At 61.0% G+C, this 17,644-nt stretch carries 22 protein-coding genes, 1 tRNA gene and 1 pseudogene; 13 read left to right on the forward strand and 11 right to left on the reverse strand.

Features of this window, described 5'->3' with window-relative positions:
• Positions 1-108: 108 nt before the first annotated feature.
• The 4 genes from FJ930_RS20965 to FJ930_RS20980 all read left to right on the forward strand — a co-directional run bounded on the left by FJ930_RS20965 (position 109) and on the right by FJ930_RS20980 (position 1,386).
• A complete protein-coding gene (locus FJ930_RS20965) occupies positions 109-288 on the forward strand; it encodes a DUF3606 domain-containing protein (protein ID WP_140741609.1) in 180 nt (59 codons plus the stop codon).
• 38 nt (positions 289-326) lie between these two features.
• A complete protein-coding gene (locus FJ930_RS20970) occupies positions 327-770 on the forward strand; it encodes a GFA family protein (RefSeq protein WP_141839944.1) in 444 nt (147 codons plus the stop codon).
• A gap of 121 nt (positions 771-891) precedes the next feature.
• Entirely contained in the window at positions 892-1,128 is a 237-nt protein-coding gene (locus FJ930_RS20975; protein ID WP_140613191.1) for a DUF982 domain-containing protein, read from the forward strand.
• 12 nt (positions 1,129-1,140) lie between these two features.
• Positions 1,141-1,386 (forward strand): DUF982 domain-containing protein, encoded by a 246-nt coding sequence (locus tag FJ930_RS20980; protein ID WP_140741605.1) that lies wholly within the window; start codon positions 1,141-1,143, stop codon positions 1,384-1,386.
• A 127-nt stretch (positions 1,387-1,513) separates the two neighbouring features.
• On the opposite strand, the gene FJ930_RS30765 is transcribed toward FJ930_RS20980, so the two are convergent.
• Both FJ930_RS30765 and FJ930_RS20985 read right to left on the reverse strand, forming a co-directional pair.
• Complete coding sequence (locus FJ930_RS30765) at positions 1,514-1,648, reverse strand: hypothetical protein (RefSeq protein ID WP_281408916.1); 135 nt, start codon at positions 1,646-1,648, stop codon at positions 1,514-1,516.
• A 90-nt stretch (positions 1,649-1,738) separates the two neighbouring features.
• A complete protein-coding gene (locus FJ930_RS20985) occupies positions 1,739-2,035 on the reverse strand; it encodes a hypothetical protein (RefSeq protein WP_140741603.1) in 297 nt (98 codons plus the stop codon).
• Positions 2,036-2,304: 269 nt separating this feature from the next.
• On the opposite strand from FJ930_RS20985, the gene FJ930_RS20990 reads away from it, so the two are divergent.
• From FJ930_RS20990 to FJ930_RS21010, 5 genes are all read left to right on the forward strand, one after another.
• Positions 2,305-2,601 (forward strand): hypothetical protein, encoded by a 297-nt coding sequence (locus tag FJ930_RS20990; protein ID WP_181176334.1) that lies wholly within the window; start codon positions 2,305-2,307, stop codon positions 2,599-2,601.
• Positions 2,602-2,638: 37 nt separating this feature from the next.
• Positions 2,639-2,712, forward strand: a tRNA-Gln gene (locus FJ930_RS20995).
• Between the two features lie 102 nt (positions 2,713-2,814).
• A complete protein-coding gene (locus tag FJ930_RS21000) occupies positions 2,815-3,021 on the forward strand; it encodes a hypothetical protein (protein ID WP_140741599.1) in 207 nt (68 codons plus the stop codon).
• Positions 3,022-3,189: 168 nt separating this feature from the next.
• Positions 3,190-3,435: a DUF982 domain-containing protein gene (locus FJ930_RS21005; protein ID WP_140613195.1), complete on the forward strand. Its 246-nt coding sequence runs from the start codon at positions 3,190-3,192 to the stop codon at positions 3,433-3,435.
• Positions 3,436-3,632: 197 nt separating this feature from the next.
• Positions 3,633-3,863: a DUF378 domain-containing protein gene (locus tag FJ930_RS21010; RefSeq protein WP_140741595.1), complete on the forward strand. Its 231-nt coding sequence runs from the start codon at positions 3,633-3,635 to the stop codon at positions 3,861-3,863.
• Between the two features lie 132 nt (positions 3,864-3,995).
• Here the strand turns inward: FJ930_RS21010 and FJ930_RS21015 are convergent, their stop codons facing one another.
• Together FJ930_RS21015 and FJ930_RS21020 are read right to left on the reverse strand one after the other, a co-directional pair.
• On the reverse strand, positions 3,996-5,096 hold the full coding sequence (locus FJ930_RS21015) for a PAS domain S-box protein (protein ID WP_181176333.1): 1,101 nt from the start codon (positions 5,094-5,096) through the stop codon (positions 3,996-3,998).
• Positions 5,097-5,165: 69 nt separating this feature from the next.
• A complete protein-coding gene (locus tag FJ930_RS21020; RefSeq protein WP_140741593.1) occupies positions 5,166-5,432 on the reverse strand; it encodes a hypothetical protein in 267 nt (88 codons plus the stop codon).
• Between the two features lie 270 nt (positions 5,433-5,702).
• Between FJ930_RS21020 and FJ930_RS21025 the strand changes: the two genes are divergently transcribed.
• On the forward strand, positions 5,703-6,008 hold the full coding sequence (locus FJ930_RS21025; RefSeq protein WP_140741591.1) for a hypothetical protein: 306 nt from the start codon (positions 5,703-5,705) through the stop codon (positions 6,006-6,008).
• A 179-nt stretch (positions 6,009-6,187) separates the two neighbouring features.
• On the opposite strand, the gene FJ930_RS21035 is transcribed toward FJ930_RS21025, so the two are convergent.
• A complete protein-coding gene (locus FJ930_RS21035; RefSeq protein ID WP_140741589.1) occupies positions 6,188-7,267 on the reverse strand; it encodes a D-alanine--D-alanine ligase family protein in 1,080 nt (359 codons plus the stop codon).
• Positions 7,268-7,283: 16 nt separating this feature from the next.
• On the reverse strand, positions 7,284-7,901 hold the full coding sequence (locus tag FJ930_RS30540) for a hypothetical protein (RefSeq protein ID WP_246676972.1): 618 nt from the start codon (positions 7,899-7,901) through the stop codon (positions 7,284-7,286).
• A gap of 441 nt (positions 7,902-8,342) precedes the next feature.
• On the opposite strand from FJ930_RS30540, the gene FJ930_RS21045 reads away from it, so the two are divergent.
• Positions 8,343-9,092: a hypothetical protein gene (locus tag FJ930_RS21045; RefSeq protein ID WP_141839945.1), complete on the forward strand. Its 750-nt coding sequence runs from the start codon at positions 8,343-8,345 to the stop codon at positions 9,090-9,092.
• Positions 9,093-9,483: 391 nt separating this feature from the next.
• Here the strand turns inward: FJ930_RS21045 and FJ930_RS21050 are convergent, their stop codons facing one another.
• Both FJ930_RS21050 and FJ930_RS21055 read right to left on the reverse strand, forming a co-directional pair.
• On the reverse strand, positions 9,484-10,173 hold the full coding sequence (locus FJ930_RS21050; protein WP_141839946.1) for an outer membrane protein: 690 nt from the start codon (positions 10,171-10,173) through the stop codon (positions 9,484-9,486).
• 468 nt (positions 10,174-10,641) lie between these two features.
• Positions 10,642-11,811 (reverse strand): PLP-dependent aminotransferase family protein, encoded by a 1,170-nt coding sequence (locus tag FJ930_RS21055; RefSeq protein WP_181763437.1) that lies wholly within the window; start codon positions 11,809-11,811, stop codon positions 10,642-10,644.
• A 797-nt stretch (positions 11,812-12,608) separates the two neighbouring features.
• On the opposite strand from FJ930_RS21055, the gene dgt reads away from it, so the two are divergent.
• On the forward strand, positions 12,609-14,069 hold the full coding sequence (dgt, locus tag FJ930_RS21065; protein ID WP_141839949.1) for a dGTP triphosphohydrolase: 1,461 nt from the start codon (positions 12,609-12,611) through the stop codon (positions 14,067-14,069).
• A 109-nt stretch (positions 14,070-14,178) separates the two neighbouring features.
• Here the strand turns inward: dgt and FJ930_RS21070 are convergent.
• Together FJ930_RS21070 and FJ930_RS21075 are read right to left on the reverse strand one after the other, a co-directional pair.
• A pseudogene (locus FJ930_RS21070) lies at positions 14,179-14,262 on the reverse strand (transcriptional regulator); the annotation flags it as partial.
• 99 nt (positions 14,263-14,361) lie between these two features.
• Positions 14,362-14,859 carry a hypothetical protein gene (locus FJ930_RS21075; protein WP_246676973.1) on the reverse strand — a complete coding sequence of 166 codons (498 nt, stop codon included), beginning with the start codon at positions 14,857-14,859 and terminating at the stop codon, positions 14,362-14,364.
• 148 nt (positions 14,860-15,007) lie between these two features.
• On the opposite strand from FJ930_RS21075, the gene FJ930_RS21080 reads away from it, so the two are divergent.
• The gene (locus tag FJ930_RS21080; protein ID WP_141839958.1) at positions 15,008-15,565 is read left to right on the forward strand and encodes a DUF922 domain-containing Zn-dependent protease; all 558 of its coding nucleotides are present in this window, start codon (positions 15,008-15,010) and stop codon (positions 15,563-15,565) included.
• Between the two features lie 44 nt (positions 15,566-15,609).
• On the opposite strand, the gene FJ930_RS21085 is transcribed toward FJ930_RS21080, so the two are convergent.
• Entirely contained in the window at positions 15,610-17,142 is a 1,533-nt protein-coding gene (locus tag FJ930_RS21085; RefSeq protein ID WP_141839950.1) for an acid phosphatase, read from the reverse strand.
• Positions 17,143-17,644: the final 502 nt, after the last annotated feature.

Here is a 17,644-nt window from a genome sequence, read left to right on the forward strand (position 1 = left end):
ATGGAACCAGCGGCGTCGATCGCTGTTATGTCTGACCGCGGCATTGCGTGGCGAACCGGGGAATTCGACGCCTTCGCGACCGGCCGCTGACGGAAAGCGAGGCCTGGCATGCCCGACGACAAATCGAAGATCAAACAGGACCGCAGGCTGGTTTCGAGCGAGGAGACCTACGAGGTCGCCGCCTTCGCCCGCAAATACGGCATCCCGCAGAGCGAAGCACAGACCATCATCAAGCGCTATGGCCCCTCGAGGAAGAAGCTTGACAATCACATGGCCGCGCGCGGATAGCCGGCGGCATGGCAGACTGACGAAGGGAGGCCGCCACCATGTCCGACACCACACGCAGGACCGGCAGTTGCCTGTGCGGCGGCGTGCAGTTCGTCGTCACCGGCCAGCCGTCGCGGGTCGGTCTTTGCCACTGCAAGGACTGCCGCAAGGCGGGCGGCTCGGTCTATTCGGCCTTTGCCATCTGGCCGCGCGACGCTTTCGAGACATCGGGCGAAGTCGCCTCCTATGGCACGCGCAGCTTTTGCCCGACCTGCGGCGGCCGCGTTGCCTGGGTCGGCGACAATGAGGCCGAGGTGATGCTTGGCAGCCTCGACGTCGCGCCGACCGACCTTACTCCCGAATATGAATTGTGGATCGGCCGGCGCGAGGCCTGGCTGCATGCCTTGCCCGGCACCGAACAATTCGAACATGACCGGCCGGAGGCGCCAGACGCCGATTTGCCGGCGGCCAGACCTCTGTCGGACGCCGTCGCGCAGGACTGAAAATTGATTTTTCGGATTGGAACCCTCCGTTGTCGGCGGCGTTATCCGCCGCCCTTGCTGCATTGCGTTGTCCAAAAAACGCTGCTCGGCCGGGCGAAATTACCAGTCACGGAGACCACCGTTGAACGACAAGATGTTTCCCCGACCAATCCGCCTGAAATTTGCCCCCGAGCGGGAGCGCGTGGTGCGCAGCGCCTGGGAGGGTCTGGAATGCCTCGGCGACTGGCCGGCCGGCCGGGGCCGCCGATACCGGGCGGCGTGGCGCAGCTGCCGCGATGCATTGGATGGCTGGACGGCGCCGGAAAAGGCGATGGAGGCAATGATCGACGCCGCGCGCGAAGCGCGGATCCTGCAATAGCGGGCAAAACCAATGGCCGATTTGATGCTGCCGACCCCGATGCGGGTCAAGCCCCATGGCTCGGACACGATCCGTGAGGTGACCACGCTTCAGGACGCCAGTGAAATCCTGATCGACTGGCCGCATGCCAAGCGCGGTCCCTTCTATCAGGCCGCGCGCGAAAAGATCGAGGCGGCGCTCGAAAGCAATGCCGGCGCGGCTCAGGCACAGGAGGCCTTCACGGCGCTGTGCGATCACGCCGGCCTTCTCATTCGTTAGAGCAGTTCCGGTAAAATCGCGTAGCGGTTTTCCGTCCGCAATCGCGCCAGGACAAGGAAACAGTCCGGTTTCAAACAGAAAGGCAGGCGAATTCCCGCCTGCCTTTCTGTTGCCGAACCGCTCCTGATTATGGGGTAGGCAGATCGCCGCTCACGATCGGATGGGAAGTCTCGAACCCGAAACTCTTAGGCGCCATCAACATCAAAACGATCACGATGGCGATGGAAGCAAGAAACGTGGCGGTGATGACAATATCTCTCACGATCCGTTCCTTTCAAATCCAATTGTCAAAAGAAACGTTTGGCCTTGTACGAGGTTCCTCTGCCCAGCAATAATGCTGACGAATTGGCTTTTACTTCTGTGGCGGCTGCGCCGGCACTTCGCCCGGCTTGATGATCGGTGTATTGCCTTCGTCAGGCGCCGGCGCGGCCATGCCCTGGTCGCCGGTGGGCGGCGGCTTCAGCACGCCGCCGCAATCATTGAGCTTTTCGGTCAAATTGCCGCCGCCAAGCGGCTGTTTGCCGCCTTGATCCGTCTGTGCACGGCACTTGTCGGTCTGTTTCGCCTGGCTGTCGGTATTCGGCTGCGTCTGCGCCGCCGCCGGCACTGCCAGCGCCAACATCAGGGACGCGATGGCGAGAGGTTTCATCCCGGCCTCCTTTCTTGCGCGGCCGCCCACGGCGGCCTTCCCTTCGCAGGAACAACGTCCATCGGCCGAAAAGGTTGGCCACTTCCCTCCCGCCAGCTGGAAGCGTCGCTGGCGCAACGCACAGCCTGTCGCGGAACTGGCGGACAGATAATGGGTTTTGTGCGACAATGCATGTCCGCTCGGGCAACTCCCGCAAAGGTGTGAAGCGGTCGTCCGCCCACGGTTGCCTCAAGAGCCTGGCACCGCATCAAAAACCAAGAGAAACCGCCATGTCCGCTCGCGTTCGAATCCTGTTGATGACCCTGGTCCCCATGCTCGCGGCGACCGGTCTGGCCGAGGCCCGGCCCGACAGCCGCGGCATGAGCTGCGCCGAGATCCGGGCCATGATCCAGAGCCAACGCGCCGTGGTGCTGACCACCGGCCCGAACACCTATGACCGCTATGTCAGGCAGTTCGGCAATGAATGCGACTGGCCGGAAGTGCCGATGTCGGCCTATATCCCGTCCCGCGACGGGCATTGCCCGGTCTATCGTTGCGAAGAGCCGGTCAACAACTTCCCGAATTGACGCTCCGCCGCGCCGGCGTCATAACCGTTCTCGCTTCTCCCGCTTCGTCTAATGGTAGGACAGCGCCCTTTGAAGGCGTGAATCGTGGTTCGAGCCCATGAGCGGGAACCAGCCCTTCATCAGGGCAGCACCGGTTTTGCGCCGCCCCTCCTGAAACCATTTGATGGACCCCGGCGTTGACGATTGGGGGCATGGCCAGACAGGAGACATTCCATGACCGTCAACTGCCGTATATCCATCGACAACCGGCCGGACGCCACCAACGCCATTTTCCAGGCGGTGCCGCGGATTGGAGAAAGCGTTTCCCTGTCGGTCGACGGAAGTCCCCAGGACCTGCGGGTCTCGCGCGTCGTGCACGTCCCCGACGGCAAACTGGAAGGTGCCGCGATCATCGTCGAGGTGACGACCAACATCCTTTGAAGCATTCCAGGAAAAGCGTGAAACGGTTTCGCGACCGCAATTGCGTCTAACCAGGCCTTGGGCCATGCCACGGGCCGGTGCTCCCTGGCCTCACGCTAGAGTGATTGGCAGGCATGAAACCACGCGCGGCGGCACGCGTTCTAAGCCCGCAACCTTGTCGAGGTTCCAATGCAAACTGCGTGGTTCTCCAAGCCCGTGGTGGTTTCGGTCGGCGTCACCGGGGCCACCCGCAACCTGTCCAATACACAGCAGGCCATCGAATTGCTGACCACACATTGGCGCGACGCAGGCAGCCCGAAGCATCAGTCGGCACTGCGCGCCTGCCGCCGTGCGACAAGTGGCGACGTCTCTCCCGATACCGCCAGGGAGGCCTTCGTCGAGGCCGCGCGCGAGGCGCATATCCTGGTTGAGTGAGTTGCCCCGCCACTCGTCCTGGCGCCGGGGCGGGCTGTTGGAACGCCTTTCGAACGGCCCGTCCCACCCCGCCGGCCTGGTTTCGCGAGGCACCCACGGATCGTTGCCATCGTTCACAATGTCGTGACCAATGGAACCGCCTGAAACCACAGGCGTTTTTTTCGCAGACGTTTGTCGGGCAACATCAGGAGGCGTCTATGCGTGTCATGAACCTCGTCACTCTCGCCCTCATCATCCTTGGCGGTCTCAACTGGCTGGTCATGGGATTGACGGGCCATGACGTGATCGGCATGGTTTTCGGGGGGGCCACCCTGGCTCGCCTGGCCTATGTAATCATCGGCCTTGCCGCCATATGGCAGTTGATGCCGGGATTCCAGAGCTTCACGGTTGGAGAAGTCGATGCCGAAAGGCATCTCCATCATCCGTGACCGGTAAAGGCGGGGTGGTGGGAAGCCCGCCGCCCCGCCCGGTACAAGGCCGCTCAAGCGGCACTGAACCAAACCGTGGTCGCCGACCAACACGGCTCCCGACGGCCAGACCAGCGTCAACCGGGACGCTCTTCAGGGGCCGAAGCCCACCGCGGCCTCGTTGTCGGAGCCGACTTGCGGCACGATAATCGATGTCAGCGGCGCGTTGAGGCGCCAACTGAGATGACCGGGCAACCGTTCCAGGATGGCGGAGCCGCCGAGTGACTGCGGCGCCACCCGTTGCAGCACGACCGTGCCGAAACCCTTGCGCGCGGTCTCGTCGCGCCTGGTTCCTGGGCGGGGCTTGGATGTCTCCTCCCACAACAGCTGGAATTCCCGTTCGCCTGAAGCACGCGAACCTTGGCCCCCCGAGCCGATCGTCCAGGTGATCTCGACCCGGCCGTCTTCGGTGCCCAGCGCGCCGTATTTGGACGAATTCGTGCCAAGCTCATGGAACGCCATGCCGAGATTCTGCACCGCGTTCGACTGCAGCGTCAGAACCGGGCCGGAGAGCGTTATCTGTTCCTCGCGGCCGAAAGGCTTCAAATGTTCCTGGATCAAGTCGAAGAGGCTGGCGCCCGCCCATTCCGAGGTCACAAGCAGGTCATGTGAGCGCGACAGCGCCATGATGCGGGCACGGATCAGTTCCTCGAACTCACGCGGATCGCTCGAACGCTTGCTCGTCTCCCTCACCATCGACAGAATGACGGCGAACTGGTTCTTGACGCGATGGTTGACCTCGCGCATCAGCAGCCTGATCCGGCGCTCGCTCTCCTTGGCGGCGGAAATGTCGCGCGCGATCTTCGAGGCGCCGACGATCTCGCCACGCGCGTTCTTGATCGGCGACACGGTCAGCGAGACGGCGATGAGCACGCCGTCCTTGCGCCGTCGCGTCGTCTCATAGCTTGCCACCTGTCCGCCATTGCGAATCCGGCTGATGATCTCGGTTTCCTCGCTCTTGAGGTGATCGGGGATCAGCATGAGGATCGATTGGCCGACCGCTTCCTCGGCGCTGTAGCCGAACATGCGCTCGGCCGCCGAGTTCCAGCTGGTGATGATGCTGTTGAGATCCTTGCTGATGATGGCGTCGAACGAGGAATCGACAATGGCCGCGAGACGCGCATCGGCGGTCGCGTCCTGCCTCTCATCGTCCATAATGCCGGTTACCGCCGCCACGACTTCGCTCATTGCCATGAGGTAGCGCGCAAACGGATCAAGGCAATCGCTCCCCGTGCATTTGGCGCATCCCAGCCAAAGCGCCCCTCACTCCGACGACCGATCGGCCGCTTTACCGGGCTGACCGTTTACCTTGCCGTTCCCGCTATCGGGCATGAGAACGCCGAATTCCTGTGACTTGACGCCATGCTCCGCCGTCAGGAAGCCTTCGGAGGCAAGACCGCGCCGCAGCAATTCCCTGACCGCCGCCGAACGGCTCGGCATGCGCCTTTCGAAGCGCCAGTTTTCCAGGGCCGCCAGCTCGTCCGCGGTGAGCATGATCTGCAATCGTTCCGGGCGTTCCAGTTCAGCCATGCGCGTTTCCTCGCTCAAGACTAAAATACGGTGAGTTAGTATTTATCTCACTCAACTCATAGTTAGGATTGCTTTCATCATCCGTCAAGCTCTGCCAATGGGTGAACGGCGCAACCCGCGCATGATGGGGATCCGGCGTTGGTCGCACGTTTGCATAACTATGCTAACTAATTGATTTAGTTTAATATTTTCAAATTTCCACTTGTCATACGCCGGCCATGGGTGCATGCTCCTACCAAAATAGAAACCGTTCGCCTGTGGGAGGCTTCGATGCGGTACAACTTCTCCACGCGCCTGCGCGATGACGTCAATTCGGCCGTCCAGACGGCATTCCACAAGGGCATCGTCAACATCGCGGCGGTGGCTGAGCAGGTCAGGGTCAGGAACCTTGTGGAAAACGTCGCCCTCGAGGACATCGAATATCTGGTCCTGCGGGCCGCCCAACTGCTTGGCGCGCCGATAGAATTCGACGCTCGGAGCAACGGATTGGCTTTGCCTGGAAATGGTTTCGTCGCGGATGGTGGCGAGGACGCGATGATCCCGCCCGATCTTCGTCAACATGCCTCGATGCAATAGCCCGGCGACGCCAAACCGGGCGGCGGGTCAAGGCGCCGGGCAAATGGACGCCGCCGCTGCCGGCCTACCACTTCTATTGCCCCAGCCGGCGGCACGCCTCCCTGGCCTTCAAACTGCTGGTCGATACCTTGCGCTACCAGCCATGACGGGGAGAACATGCTCCCGAACGGGATCGACCGTCAGCGCGTCGCATACCTGGCCAGCGCGTGCTCGATCAGCACGTCGATGACCTGGCTGTAGCCGATGCCCGTCGCCGCCAGCGCCTTGGCGTACATCGAAATGTCGGTGAAGCCGGGAAGCGTGTTGACCTCGTTGACCAGCAGCGAACCGTCAGCGCGCAGGAAGAAATCGACGCGTGCCATGGCCTCGCAGCCGAGCGCCCGGAAAGCCCGCGCGGCCATCTCCTTGGCCTTGTCGGCAATCGCGGCCGGCACATCGGCGGGCACCTTGACCACCGCGCCGTCGGCGTCGAGATATTTGGCCTCATAGGTGTAGAAGCCATGCTTGCCGGCCGGAATGATCTCGCCGGGCAGCGACACGGTGAGCGAGCCGTCGGCCCGCTCCAGCACCGAACACTCGATCTCGCGCCCGTCGACGAACTCCTCGACCAGCACCTTGCCGTCGTAGCGGAAAGCCGTTTCGACGGCCTCGTCGAAACCGTCCCTGTCATTCACCTTGCTCACCCCGAAGGACGAGCCCTGGCGTGCCGGCTTGGCGAAGAACGGCAACCCGAGCGCCCCGGCGATCTCCTGGAACGAACCGACATCGTTTCGATGCACAGTAACGGAGCGGGCAACGGCGAGCCCGGCCTCGCGCATGAGCCGCTTGGCGACATCCTTGTCCATGGCGGCGGCCGAGGCGAGGATGCCGCAGCCGACATAGGCGACATCGGCAACCTCTGCGTAGCCCTGCACCGAGCCGTCCTCGCCGAACGGACCGTGCAGGACGGGAAAGACGACATCGACCGGCGGCAGTTCAGGCTGGGCGCCGCCTTTCGACACCGCCACCAGCCGGCCCTTGCCGCCGGGCAACAGCGCGACCTCGGCGCCATCCGCCGACAGCGGAGCCCCTGCCCCGTCGCCGATGGCGTCGGACGACGGTTGCAGCAGCCATTTGCCCTCCCTGGAAATGGCGATCGGCACCACCTCGTAGCGCGTCCGGTCGATCGCCTTCAGCACATTGGCGGCCGACAGGCGCGAGACGTCATGCTCGGCCGAGCGCCCGCCATAAAGGATGGCGACCCTGATCTTGTCCTTCATGGAAATTCCCTCGAACTCAAATGGCGACGGCAATGCCGCGATTGGCAAAGAAACGATCGAAATCGGATGGCGCCAACTCTGCGTTTGCCTGTGTGGCGCTGGTATGGCCGGACGGATTGTGGAAGCAAAAACCCTGATCGGGTGCCGAAGTGACCAGCACCAGGTGGCCGCCCTTCGACGGCGGTTCACGCTCGGGCCAGCGGATCGAGCTGCTGACGGAAGCGATGAAGAAGCGCGACCGGGTAAGGATCGCCGGAATGTCCGCTGTCGCGACACCGGTCATCACCTCGGCGTCCAGGCCGAACTCCGCCTTCACGAAAATGACGAAGGGCGCATAGATCAGCCCCTTGATCGATCCCCCGCTGACGACATAGCCGCCATATCCAGTGCATCGTCTCGCCAGCACGACCGTCGGCACGATCTCGCCCCGCGTCGCCAGGATCATCTTGAGACACGCCATGCCGCAGATGTTGGCGGCCCAGAGAGCGTATTCGTCGAGCGTCTCGGCACCCGAACCCCGCCACAGCGGATCCCGCCGCAACGCCGCCTCGGCGCCGTCGGCGAGCACGGCCAGCGTCATGTCAGGCGTTTCCCATTGGCTGAAAAACGGCACGGCTTCGGGCAACGGACTCATGCGACGCCTCAGGGCTCAGTTCAATTTCGCATACGAGAATACGAGATTGATGAAAACCGATCTGCGGACATTTGGCGCGCGAGCATCCGGCCATGCTTGGGGAAGGCTCTTCGCGAACGACGATCGGATACATTCAGATACATAAGACTTGGCGCGCCGTCGCATGTCGGAAAGTCATTTCCATGCGTTCGCGCCGAGAACGCGGCAAGTCTGGTCTACGTCACTCGAGAGTGCCGGCATCGTAGTACACGATAGCGGTTGTTCAGTAGAGGCCGTCCAGAGAAAAAGTAGTGCCCTGTCCACCTATCGCGACAAGTAGTGATATTAGACTTATCTAATTAGCTCATTTTGCAAATATAAAGGTTTGCCAAATTCAATTAAGAAAGCCGTAACGCGGTGCGTATACTGATTGCGCGTCCGGGTGGCTATAGGGGATGGGTCATGGTCGAAGACAATATCTGGGCGGCTTCACTCGAAGTTTATATCCGCAACCGTAGATGGGTTCTTGGATACATCGTTTTGGCTGGCGCGCTGGCGGTGCTTGAAAGCTTCGTGAAAGTCAATTCGGGAGCTTCAATCTTCGTCGGCGTAATGACGTCGACCTTCTTGGCTATTCCTGCTCACATCGCGGTTTTGACGCAGCTAGATACCGACCAGGTATCCAATTGGCTGAAGGAAAGGCCTAAGGCTTTTTTCAGTTTCGTAAGACGTTGCCTCTTGCTCGGCTTTCTCGGCGCGATAGCTCCCTTTGCGGTCGGGATTGCCATGGTCATCGGCGGCGTTCATGCGTCAGTCGCCCTGTTGGCGGCAATTCTTGTCTGGGTTTTTTCCGGCATCGCTGCGTTCGCAAAATGGGGTACGATGTTGCCTGCGGTCATTGCCGACGATGATCAAACACTTGCGGCTGCCGGCAAGCGTGGTTCCAAGGTGTTCGGCTATGCGTTTCCGCGTCTGCTCATCTCGTTCGGCCTGATCACTCTTCTATTCATAGTGGCGTTGATGCTGCTGTTCACTCTGCTGGGCATCGATCCCAAAAATCCAGGATCCCTGTCTCTGGTTCTGCCTGTCGTCGGCGCCACCATTACCGCCTATCAAATCGTCATGACGTCCCTCGTGTTGTCGCGCTCCTACCTCAGGGCGCAACCACCTGCGCCATCTACACGCCGGATGGCATTTGTGGTTGGCAGATAAGACCTCTCCATACACGCGCGCGCACCGGAGCATCGACCACCTCCAACTCATGGTCAGCGATCTCCATGTCAGCCGGCGGTTCTACAAGGGCCGTGATGCAGTTCCTGGATTTCCATGAAGACACCTCCTCGCAAGGCTCCGAATTTAAATTCGGACCGGGCGTCGTCAATACGCGCGGCGGTGTCAACTGACATGCCTTGCCCGGCTCCGCCGGATCTCTGGCAAGTTGGCCCTGCGCGGCGGCTGGCAAATTTCCGGACAGTGTCCGCCGCGCAGCGCCAGCCGCCTCACTTGGTGTTGGTCACCGAGGCGGGCCGGTAGTGTCCATGGTGGCGCGTTTCAGGCACGAGCAAACCCCGGCGCGAGGGCGGGATTTGCTCGGTTCGATGGGTCAGAACTTGTAGCTAAGGCCGACCCGTACATCGTGCGTCTTAAGATCGGTATTCGCAACCGTGTCAGGACCAAAAAGCGGCACCGAGATATCCTTCTTGCCAAAGTCGGAGTAGCGATATTCGACGCGAGCGATCCACCTGTCGGTGAAAGCGTGCTCGACGCCGGCTCCAACCGTCCAGCCAAGATGCGTTTCGTCGTGGATTAGTAATGAACCGCTGGTGTTGATCACACTTATTTCATACTTGGCCGCGGCCACGCCCGCGGTGATGTAAGGCAAGGTCCGATCGAACGCATAGCCAGCCCGCAGCCGCGCCGACCCCGACCATTGGAGTTCGCTCTTGAGCAACGCGCCGGCGCCGGCGAAGGTCGCCATCGCATCTACATTGCTGTACGCAATGTCGGCCTCGGCACCGAGCACGAAGCGGTTCGCCATTTCCTGGTTGAAGCCGATATGGATGCCGCCGATGAAACCGTCCGGATCGAGGGGAGCGTTGACGTCGGTGCCCCCAATGCCAGCGCCAGCGATGAAGAGATTGGATTTACCGGCGGCGTAGCCAAAATGAACGCCGGCATAGAGGCCGGACCAGGTGTAGCCGGCGGCAACGGGCAAGGTTTCATTGATGTCGGCCGCAGATGCCATTCCGACTGGCGCGAGAACAAAGGCCGTAGCGAGAAGAATCGTTTTCATTGTTGTTTGCTGCCCCAAGGGTGTTGCACTTCCCCGCTGCGGAAATGCTCAGCGGGGATCCAGTTGGTGTCGAGAGCCCGATGTTGCATTGTTCGCCACCCGCGTCTTGGGCTGAACCGCACCGGAATTGTCTTGGAATGCGCCGCAGCACTTGGCCGGCCGGTGTGGCCATTCGGCATCAGCCGAGACACGGGCCGGCAGGACGGTCCCGTTCAGAATTTGTAGGCGATGCCGAGCCGGATATCGTGCGTCTTCAGTTCGATCGCATCGGGATTCAACACGGCTCCATCGAAGGTCGAGTGAGGTGTGGACTGAAGGTCACCAAGCACCAGGAGGCGGGAGGTTCCAGGTCATGCGCGCCGACATCTACAATGGAGGCACGCCGTCCTTCGTGCCATTCACCAGGCTCGAAGGACGGCAGCATCAAGGGCACGCATAACGGCCCCTGAAGCCTCGGGCGCGGCGGGATTACCCCTTCAGCAGGGCCGCCAACCTTGGAATGCCCTCGGTCACCGCGCGGCGGTCGGCCAGCGTGAACGACAGCCGCAGCGTGTTGCGCCCGGTGCCGTCGGCATAGAAGGCATTACCGGGCACGAAGGCGACGCGCGCCTCCTTCACCGACCGCGCCAGCAGTTCGGTGGCATCGGCCCCCTCCGGCAGCGTCACCCAAACGAACATGCCGCCTTCCGGCCGGCTCCAGGTCACACCCTCGGGCATATTGGCCTCGAGCGCGGCAAGCAGGCCGTCGCGGCGCTCGCGATAGGCGCCGATCAGCTTTTCCACCTGGCCGTCGAACACCGATTCGGCAACGCGGTGCATGACCAGCTGGTTGATCGACGGGCTGTGCAGGTCGGAAGCCTGCTTCATCAGCACCAGTTTCTCCACCACATGGCGCGGTGCGCAGACCCAGCCGACACGCATGCCGGGCGACAGGATTTTCGAGAACGATCCGCAATAGAGCGTGCGCGCCTTGTCGATGCCGCCGGACCTGATGCAGTCGAGCGCCAGGATCGGCGGCACGCCCTCGCCGTCATAGCGCAGCGCGCGATAGGCGGCGTCCTCGATGACGGCGATGTCGAGTTCGCCGGCGAGGTCGAGCACGGCCTCGCGTTGCTTCCGGTCCAGCGTGTTGCCGGTCGGGTTGGCGAAGTCAGGCACCAGATAGGCGAACTTGACCTTGCCGCCATTCGCGGCCGCCGCCGCGCGATAGGCGTCAGGCGTCATGTTGCCGCCTTCCGGGCGCAGCCGGTCATAGCGCGGCTCGTAGGCGTTGAAGGCCTGCAGCGCGCCGAGATAGGTCGGCCATGTCACCAGCGCGGTATCGCCCGGCGAAAGGAACAGCTTGCCGAGATAATCCAGCGCCTGCTGCGAGCCGGAGGTGATGAAGATGTTGGCCTCGTCGCAGGCGACGCCGAGCTTGCCCATCTGCCCGGCGAGCCAGCGCCGCAGCGGCAGATAGCCTTCCGAGACCTGGTATTGCAGCGCCGCCCCCGCCTCCGCGCCGCTGAGCACTTCGGCATAGGCATCGCGGATGGCATCGGCCGGAAACAGCGACGGATCGGGGATGCCGCCGGCGAAGGAGATGATATCAGGCTTGTCAAGCAGCTTCAGCAGCTCGCGGATTTCGGAAGCCTTCATGCGCGAGGAGCGCGAAGCCAACAGGTTCAAAAGGGTCAAGACACGCCTCCCCGGACGTTTCGAATATAGGTCAACTTAGCTGACCTATATCCGCTCTTGCCGGCAAATTGAATAGAGCCTGAAAGAATTCCCGCATGCGCCAGCGTCGCGGAAAGAGCCCAGGCGTGCGGCTGGCCCATTGATCCCGTTACCGGAGACCCATTCCCTCCCCTCGAGGGGAGGGAATGCTGCCGCGCGCATCTTACTTCCACCCCGGAATCGAAAAACATGCTCCATCTGCCAGGATCGGCATCAACGGGAGTCTCCCTCCCGCCTGTGGGGAGGGGTTAGGGGGGACGGGCTCTCGAGGAGCGCGGCTATCCTCCACTTCCTATCGCGTTCGGATGTCCGAAAATAGGGCGTGGATCGAGTTGCTTTCGGCTAGCATCTGGCGGAACTTCAGTGCGTAACATCCGTTGATTCTGACAGACCGAGAAACCGGGCGTTTAATCAATTCGCAATCGAGCGATGTGACACTGCGCCCTCGTCATAGCTGTCATTTCAGAGCCAAATCCGATAGCATCTCGTGAAACAAGGGAGAGATGGTAATGGCGAAGTCCATGACTATGATGTCCGGAAAGAAAGCCGCAACCGCTGCAGCGGCTACCGACAAGAATCCCGTTTACAGGACTGTCGTCCGAGAGCTGCGCACGCTACAGACGGCCGTTGAAAGTCCTAGCGGCAGTTGGACATTGCTCAAAGAGCGCTCCTCGGCTAACGGTAGCTTTATCGAAAAGCGAAAATAGCGCCGGGGGGCCATGCGTTCGTTGTATTCTGAGTCCGATCACGGACGCGTTGTTGGCACCCAAAATTCTGAAGACTACCGCGACGAATGGCGCCGAGACTACGCGCGCCTCATTCACAGCGTTGGTTTTCGCCGGTTGCAAGGCAAAACCCAAGTCTTTCCCGGTCACGAGGGTGATTTCTTTCGAAATCGACTAACGCACTCTTTGGAAGTGGCCCAGATCGCAAAATCCATTGCGATAAGGCTAAATGCTACTCATGAGCTTTTTGCCGATCCGGCCCAAAAGTTGGTCCCGGACCTCGTCGAATTCGCCGGCATGGCGCATGACCTTGGGCATCCGCCATTTGGACACAATGGTGAAGAGGCCCTCGATGAGTGTATGCGGGAAAGCTTCGGCGGGTTTGAAGGCAACGCTCAGACCTTCCGCATCTTGTCACGGCTTGAGAAGAAGGTAACTTTAACGGCGCCGGACGATCTGCGTCCCTTCGCCGACGAAAAAGATCAGAGGTGTGGGTTAAATCTCACCTATAGATCGCTTGCCTCTATATTGAAATACGACTCGGTGATCCCGATCCGGTCTGGCGACAGACCCGAGGATAAGCGCAACGAGGTTGTCAAAGGTTTTTACGAATCCGACAGGCAATTGGTAGAGAAAATCAAAGAGAAGGTGCTTGGAGAAAAGTACGTCGGAAAATTCAAAGTTGTTGAATGTTCAATAATGGACATTGCCGACGACATCGCTTACTCGACATATGATCTTGAGGACGTATTTAAGAGCGGGTTTCTTAGCCCTTTAGATCTTTTTGCTCTTGATTTTGCGATTTATGACAACGTTGTCACTACCATCAACAAGCGGCTGGCGAAGCAGTATCCTGAAGTTTCTACGCGCATAACCGTTAAAGACGTGCACGAGATTTTGCATGACGTTTTTTCGGAATTGTTCACGTTTGGAACAGAACAAATAGCGATTCTGAAAAACAGGAAGTCAACAAACGAATATAAAAAGATGTACTTCTCAGTCGAAGCGCAGCAAAGATCAAGACTATATGCTGAAGATGGTTACTATAGAACTGCGTTTACATCGAATCTTGTCGGAGCTTTTATCCAAGGGGTCGAGGTGCAGCCCAATTCGGTTCATCCGCAGTTGCACAATGTGCGCCTGGATCTGAAAACATTCATAACCGTCGAGGTACTAAAAAACATAACGTATGAGGCAGTTATCCGGGCACCAGCATTGCAGGTAGTAGAATACAGAGGGAAAGACATAATCAAGAAAATATATGACGCTATTAATGAAAAAGGCGGCGATAGATTGCTACCGAGGGATTTTAGAGAAATATACAAAAATGGCGACGATCTGAACAAGTGCAGGACCGTCTGCGATTTCATCGCGGGAATGACTGACCGCTACGCGGTTGAATTTTACAGTCGTTTGTTCGGTGCGAACGGTATGACGATGCATAAGCCGCTGTAGGAAGGTTCCGAACCTCCAGAAGGCATTCAAAGTACCTTTGCGCTAATCACACGTCAGCTTGAGGAATCGCCCGATAGCAGTCCTCCTCGTCGCCCTTGCTTCACGACCATCACTTCGCCTTCCTCAGCTGCACGCCTGGTCCCTCGCCATCCTCGGCGACGAAGATGACGCCGGCGGCTTCGAGTGCCGTGCGGCGGGGGTACTCTCGTAGGGCGAAAGCCACGGCCCCCTTTGCGATTGCCCTGCCGTTTACGGAGAGAAATGGCGGGGGACCTGCGCAACCCTTTCAGGCTCAATCCGCGTCATCGGGCGGCTTGGCCTTGCCGCACTGCGCCAGCACCTTGCCTATTGCCCCGCCCGAGCCCTTCAGCGGAAAACTGTTCGCACCATACTTGTCCGCGCTCACGCTCACCTCGCCCTTCCCGCGCAACAGGTCGAGCAGCGGATCGGCCTTGGCCAGGTCCGCCACGAAATAATTGTACATGGCTTCGAGCTGCAGCGTCTTCGTCACCGTCTTGCCGTCGGCCTTGAAATCGAAGGCGCCGCTGATGCCGGGCTCCAGTTGCTGGCCGCTGGCGCCCAGATCATAGCTCAGCACCGGATTGTCGAAGCAGGTCAGCATCAGGCGCGCATCGCCTTTCGGCCCGCCGCAGACCGAGGCTGTCAGCACGCTGCCGCCCTCGTCTTCCTCCATCTTCGCGCTCCAGCCGCTGCACGGCGCGGCAAGAACCGGCTGCGCGGCCTGCAATACGGTCATGGCACAAACGATGAAGAAATATCCTGCTCTCATGAGTCCCTCCAAACATTTGCAGCACCCGCCGGCAGCATATAGGAAAAGCGGTCCGGTGACATTGGCTGTTGGGCAAGCCGTCCGGGCCGATTTGGAGAGAGTGGTGCCAACAAACCGTGTTCGTCTGCGTCTTTTGCCGGTCGCGCTGATGGCCTGGCCCCTGGCAGCCGCAGCGGCCGGCTGGAAGCCGGTCGAGAAGGTGGAGACCTATGCCATATCGGGCCAGTCGGGGCTGGAGCTCTACCGGTCGATCGGCGAGAACGGGCCGAATGTCGGCATTGCCCACGCCATCGCCCACACCAATTTCAAACTGACCTGGACCAGGGACTATCAGGCGCGTGGCGGGGCCTGCGTGCTGGTGTCGGCCAAGCCGAAGCTGATCATCACCTACACCTTGCCCAGTCCCACCGCGCCGCTGCCATCAGCCGTCCAGAAGAACTGGGAGGTTTTCCTCGCCGGCGTCAATGCCCATGAGAAGGTGCATGGCGCCAGCATTGTCGACATGGTGCGCAAGATCGAGGCGGCGACCGTCGGCCTCACGGTCCCGGATGATCCCCAATGCAGCAAGATCCGCACGGAGATGACCAAACGCCTGTCCGAACTCTCGCAGGCGCAGCGGCAGTCCAGCCGCGATTTCGACCGCGTCGAACTCGGTCAGGGCGGCAATCTGCAGAAGCTCATTCTTGCCTTGGTCAATGGCGGCTGAGAGGGACCTTCGCGGCGCGATGGCCCCTTTTGCCTCGGCCGCCTCTACCGGCTCAGGTCAAGCGCCGCGCTCAGATCACCCATCGGCGGCTCGCCATTCACGGCAAGCGCCTTGTCACGGGCGACGATACCGGAGAGCACCGGCAGGTCGTAGCGCGCCGTGATGAAGCGCAGGATCGAGGTCGTGTCATACTGTGTGTGGTCGACCGTGCCCATCTTCGCATAGGGCGAGATGATGAAGGCCGGGACGCGGTTGCCTGGGCCCCAGCGATCGGCCTTGGGCGGCGCGACATGATCCCAGAAGCCGCCATTCTCGTCATAGGTGATGACCACCAGCATGTGGCTCCATTGCGGGCTCTTCTCCAGATGCGAAACGAGATCGGCAAGGTGCTGGTCGCCGCTCGCCACATCGGTGTAGCCGCCATGCTCGTTGAGGTTGCCCTGCGGCTTGTAGAAGGCGACGGCCGGAAGCTTGCCCTCGTCGATCGCCTTGATGAACTCGGCGCCCTCCATGCCGCCGTCCTTGAGGTGCTCGGTCCGCGCCGCGGTGCCGGGCGCGTAGGCGGCGAAATAATTGAACGGCTGGTGGTGGAACTGGAAATTCGGCACCGGCGTCGCGTTCTTGCCGTCGAGCGCTACCTGCCAGGCACCGGCATACCAGGCCCAGTCGACGCCCTTCAGCGACAGGAGGTCGCCGATGGTGATGTCGTGCTGCGGCGGCAGCGTGGTCGGCTGCGCCGGGTCGGCAAGCGCCTTGTCGCCGCCTTCGACCGGCTTGTTGGCGCTCGGCTGATAGGGCGGCTGCATGGTGTTGACGGCATAAAAATCCGGCGTGATGGCGCCGTCATTGACGAATTTAGGCGCCCCGCCAAGCGCCGAGGCCGGTGAGTCGTCGGCGACCTTCAGTGTCTTGCCGCCGGCATCGACCACGGCGATCAGCCCCTTTCCCGGGCTGGTGTCGGCGTGAGGATAGAACGGCGCACAGGCGCAGGCGAGTTGGAAGTGGTTGAGGAAGGAGCCGCCGAAGGCGCCCTGGAAGAAATTGTCGGCCAGCACGTATTTCTTCGCCACCGCCCACATCGGCAGGCTGGAGCCGTCATAATGACCCATCACCAGGCCGCCGGAATCGGCCCAGGCGGCGAACTTGTCGTTCTTTCCGCCATCGATCTGCATCTGCTCCTGATAAAAGCGGTGCCAGAGGTCGCGTGTGACGACCCCCATATTCTCGTTGAAGCCCTTGGGGTCGTCGATCGAGAAGACGGCATTCGCGAGATGGGCGGTCTGGGCCTCGGTCATCGCGGGCGTCACGCCCTTGCCGGTCAGCCCGCCCCAGGCCGGCGGCAGTTCCGCGAGCGGCTTGCCGTCACGATCGAGCTGGCGCGCCTGGTCGGCCGAGACGTTGGCGAGCCCATCGGCGCCGGGAAAGCCACCATAAAGATTATCGAAGCTGCGGTTCTCGGCATAGATGACGACGACGGTGTCGATCTTGTCGTAGCCGGGAGGGGCGGCGTGGGCCGCGCCAGCGAACGATGCCAGCGCCGTCGAGGCGAGGCAGAGCGAGAGGAAGGACCTGATCATGGAGACGCCTCGTGGCTGGAGAATGGCTGGAGGAATTCTTCGACGCTAGGACCGGTGCTTGTCAGCTTTGTGACAGGGCAAGGATCATGCAAGGAGGCACGAAGAAAGCTGGCGGGACAGCGCCCCTCTATTCTGCCGGACATCTTCCCGCAGGGGCACGGCAATCGCATATGGAAAGCCGAGGCTTTCGCCCTACGAGTACCCCCACCCCTAACCTCTCCCCACCGAGTGCAGGGCTATCGCATATGGGGCCAAGGCTTTCGCCCTACGAGTACCCCCACCCCTAACTTGCCGGGGCGAGCCACGGGTCTCGCCCGTCCTTCGGACCCCCACAAGGGGGAGGGAGACTTCCGTTGACGCCGATCCTGGCAAATTGAGCATGTTTTCGATCCCAAGGCGCAAGTAAAGCTGCGCGCGGCAGCATTCCCTCCCCCTTGTGGGGAGGGTTAGGGTGGGGGTCCCTCTTCGCAAGACTCCATACGCGATAGCCGTGCCACAAGGG

It is taken from the genome of Mesorhizobium sp. B2-4-15 (assembly GCF_006658505.1).
In the GTDB taxonomy this organism is placed as follows: domain Bacteria; phylum Pseudomonadota; class Alphaproteobacteria; order Rhizobiales; family Rhizobiaceae; genus Mesorhizobium.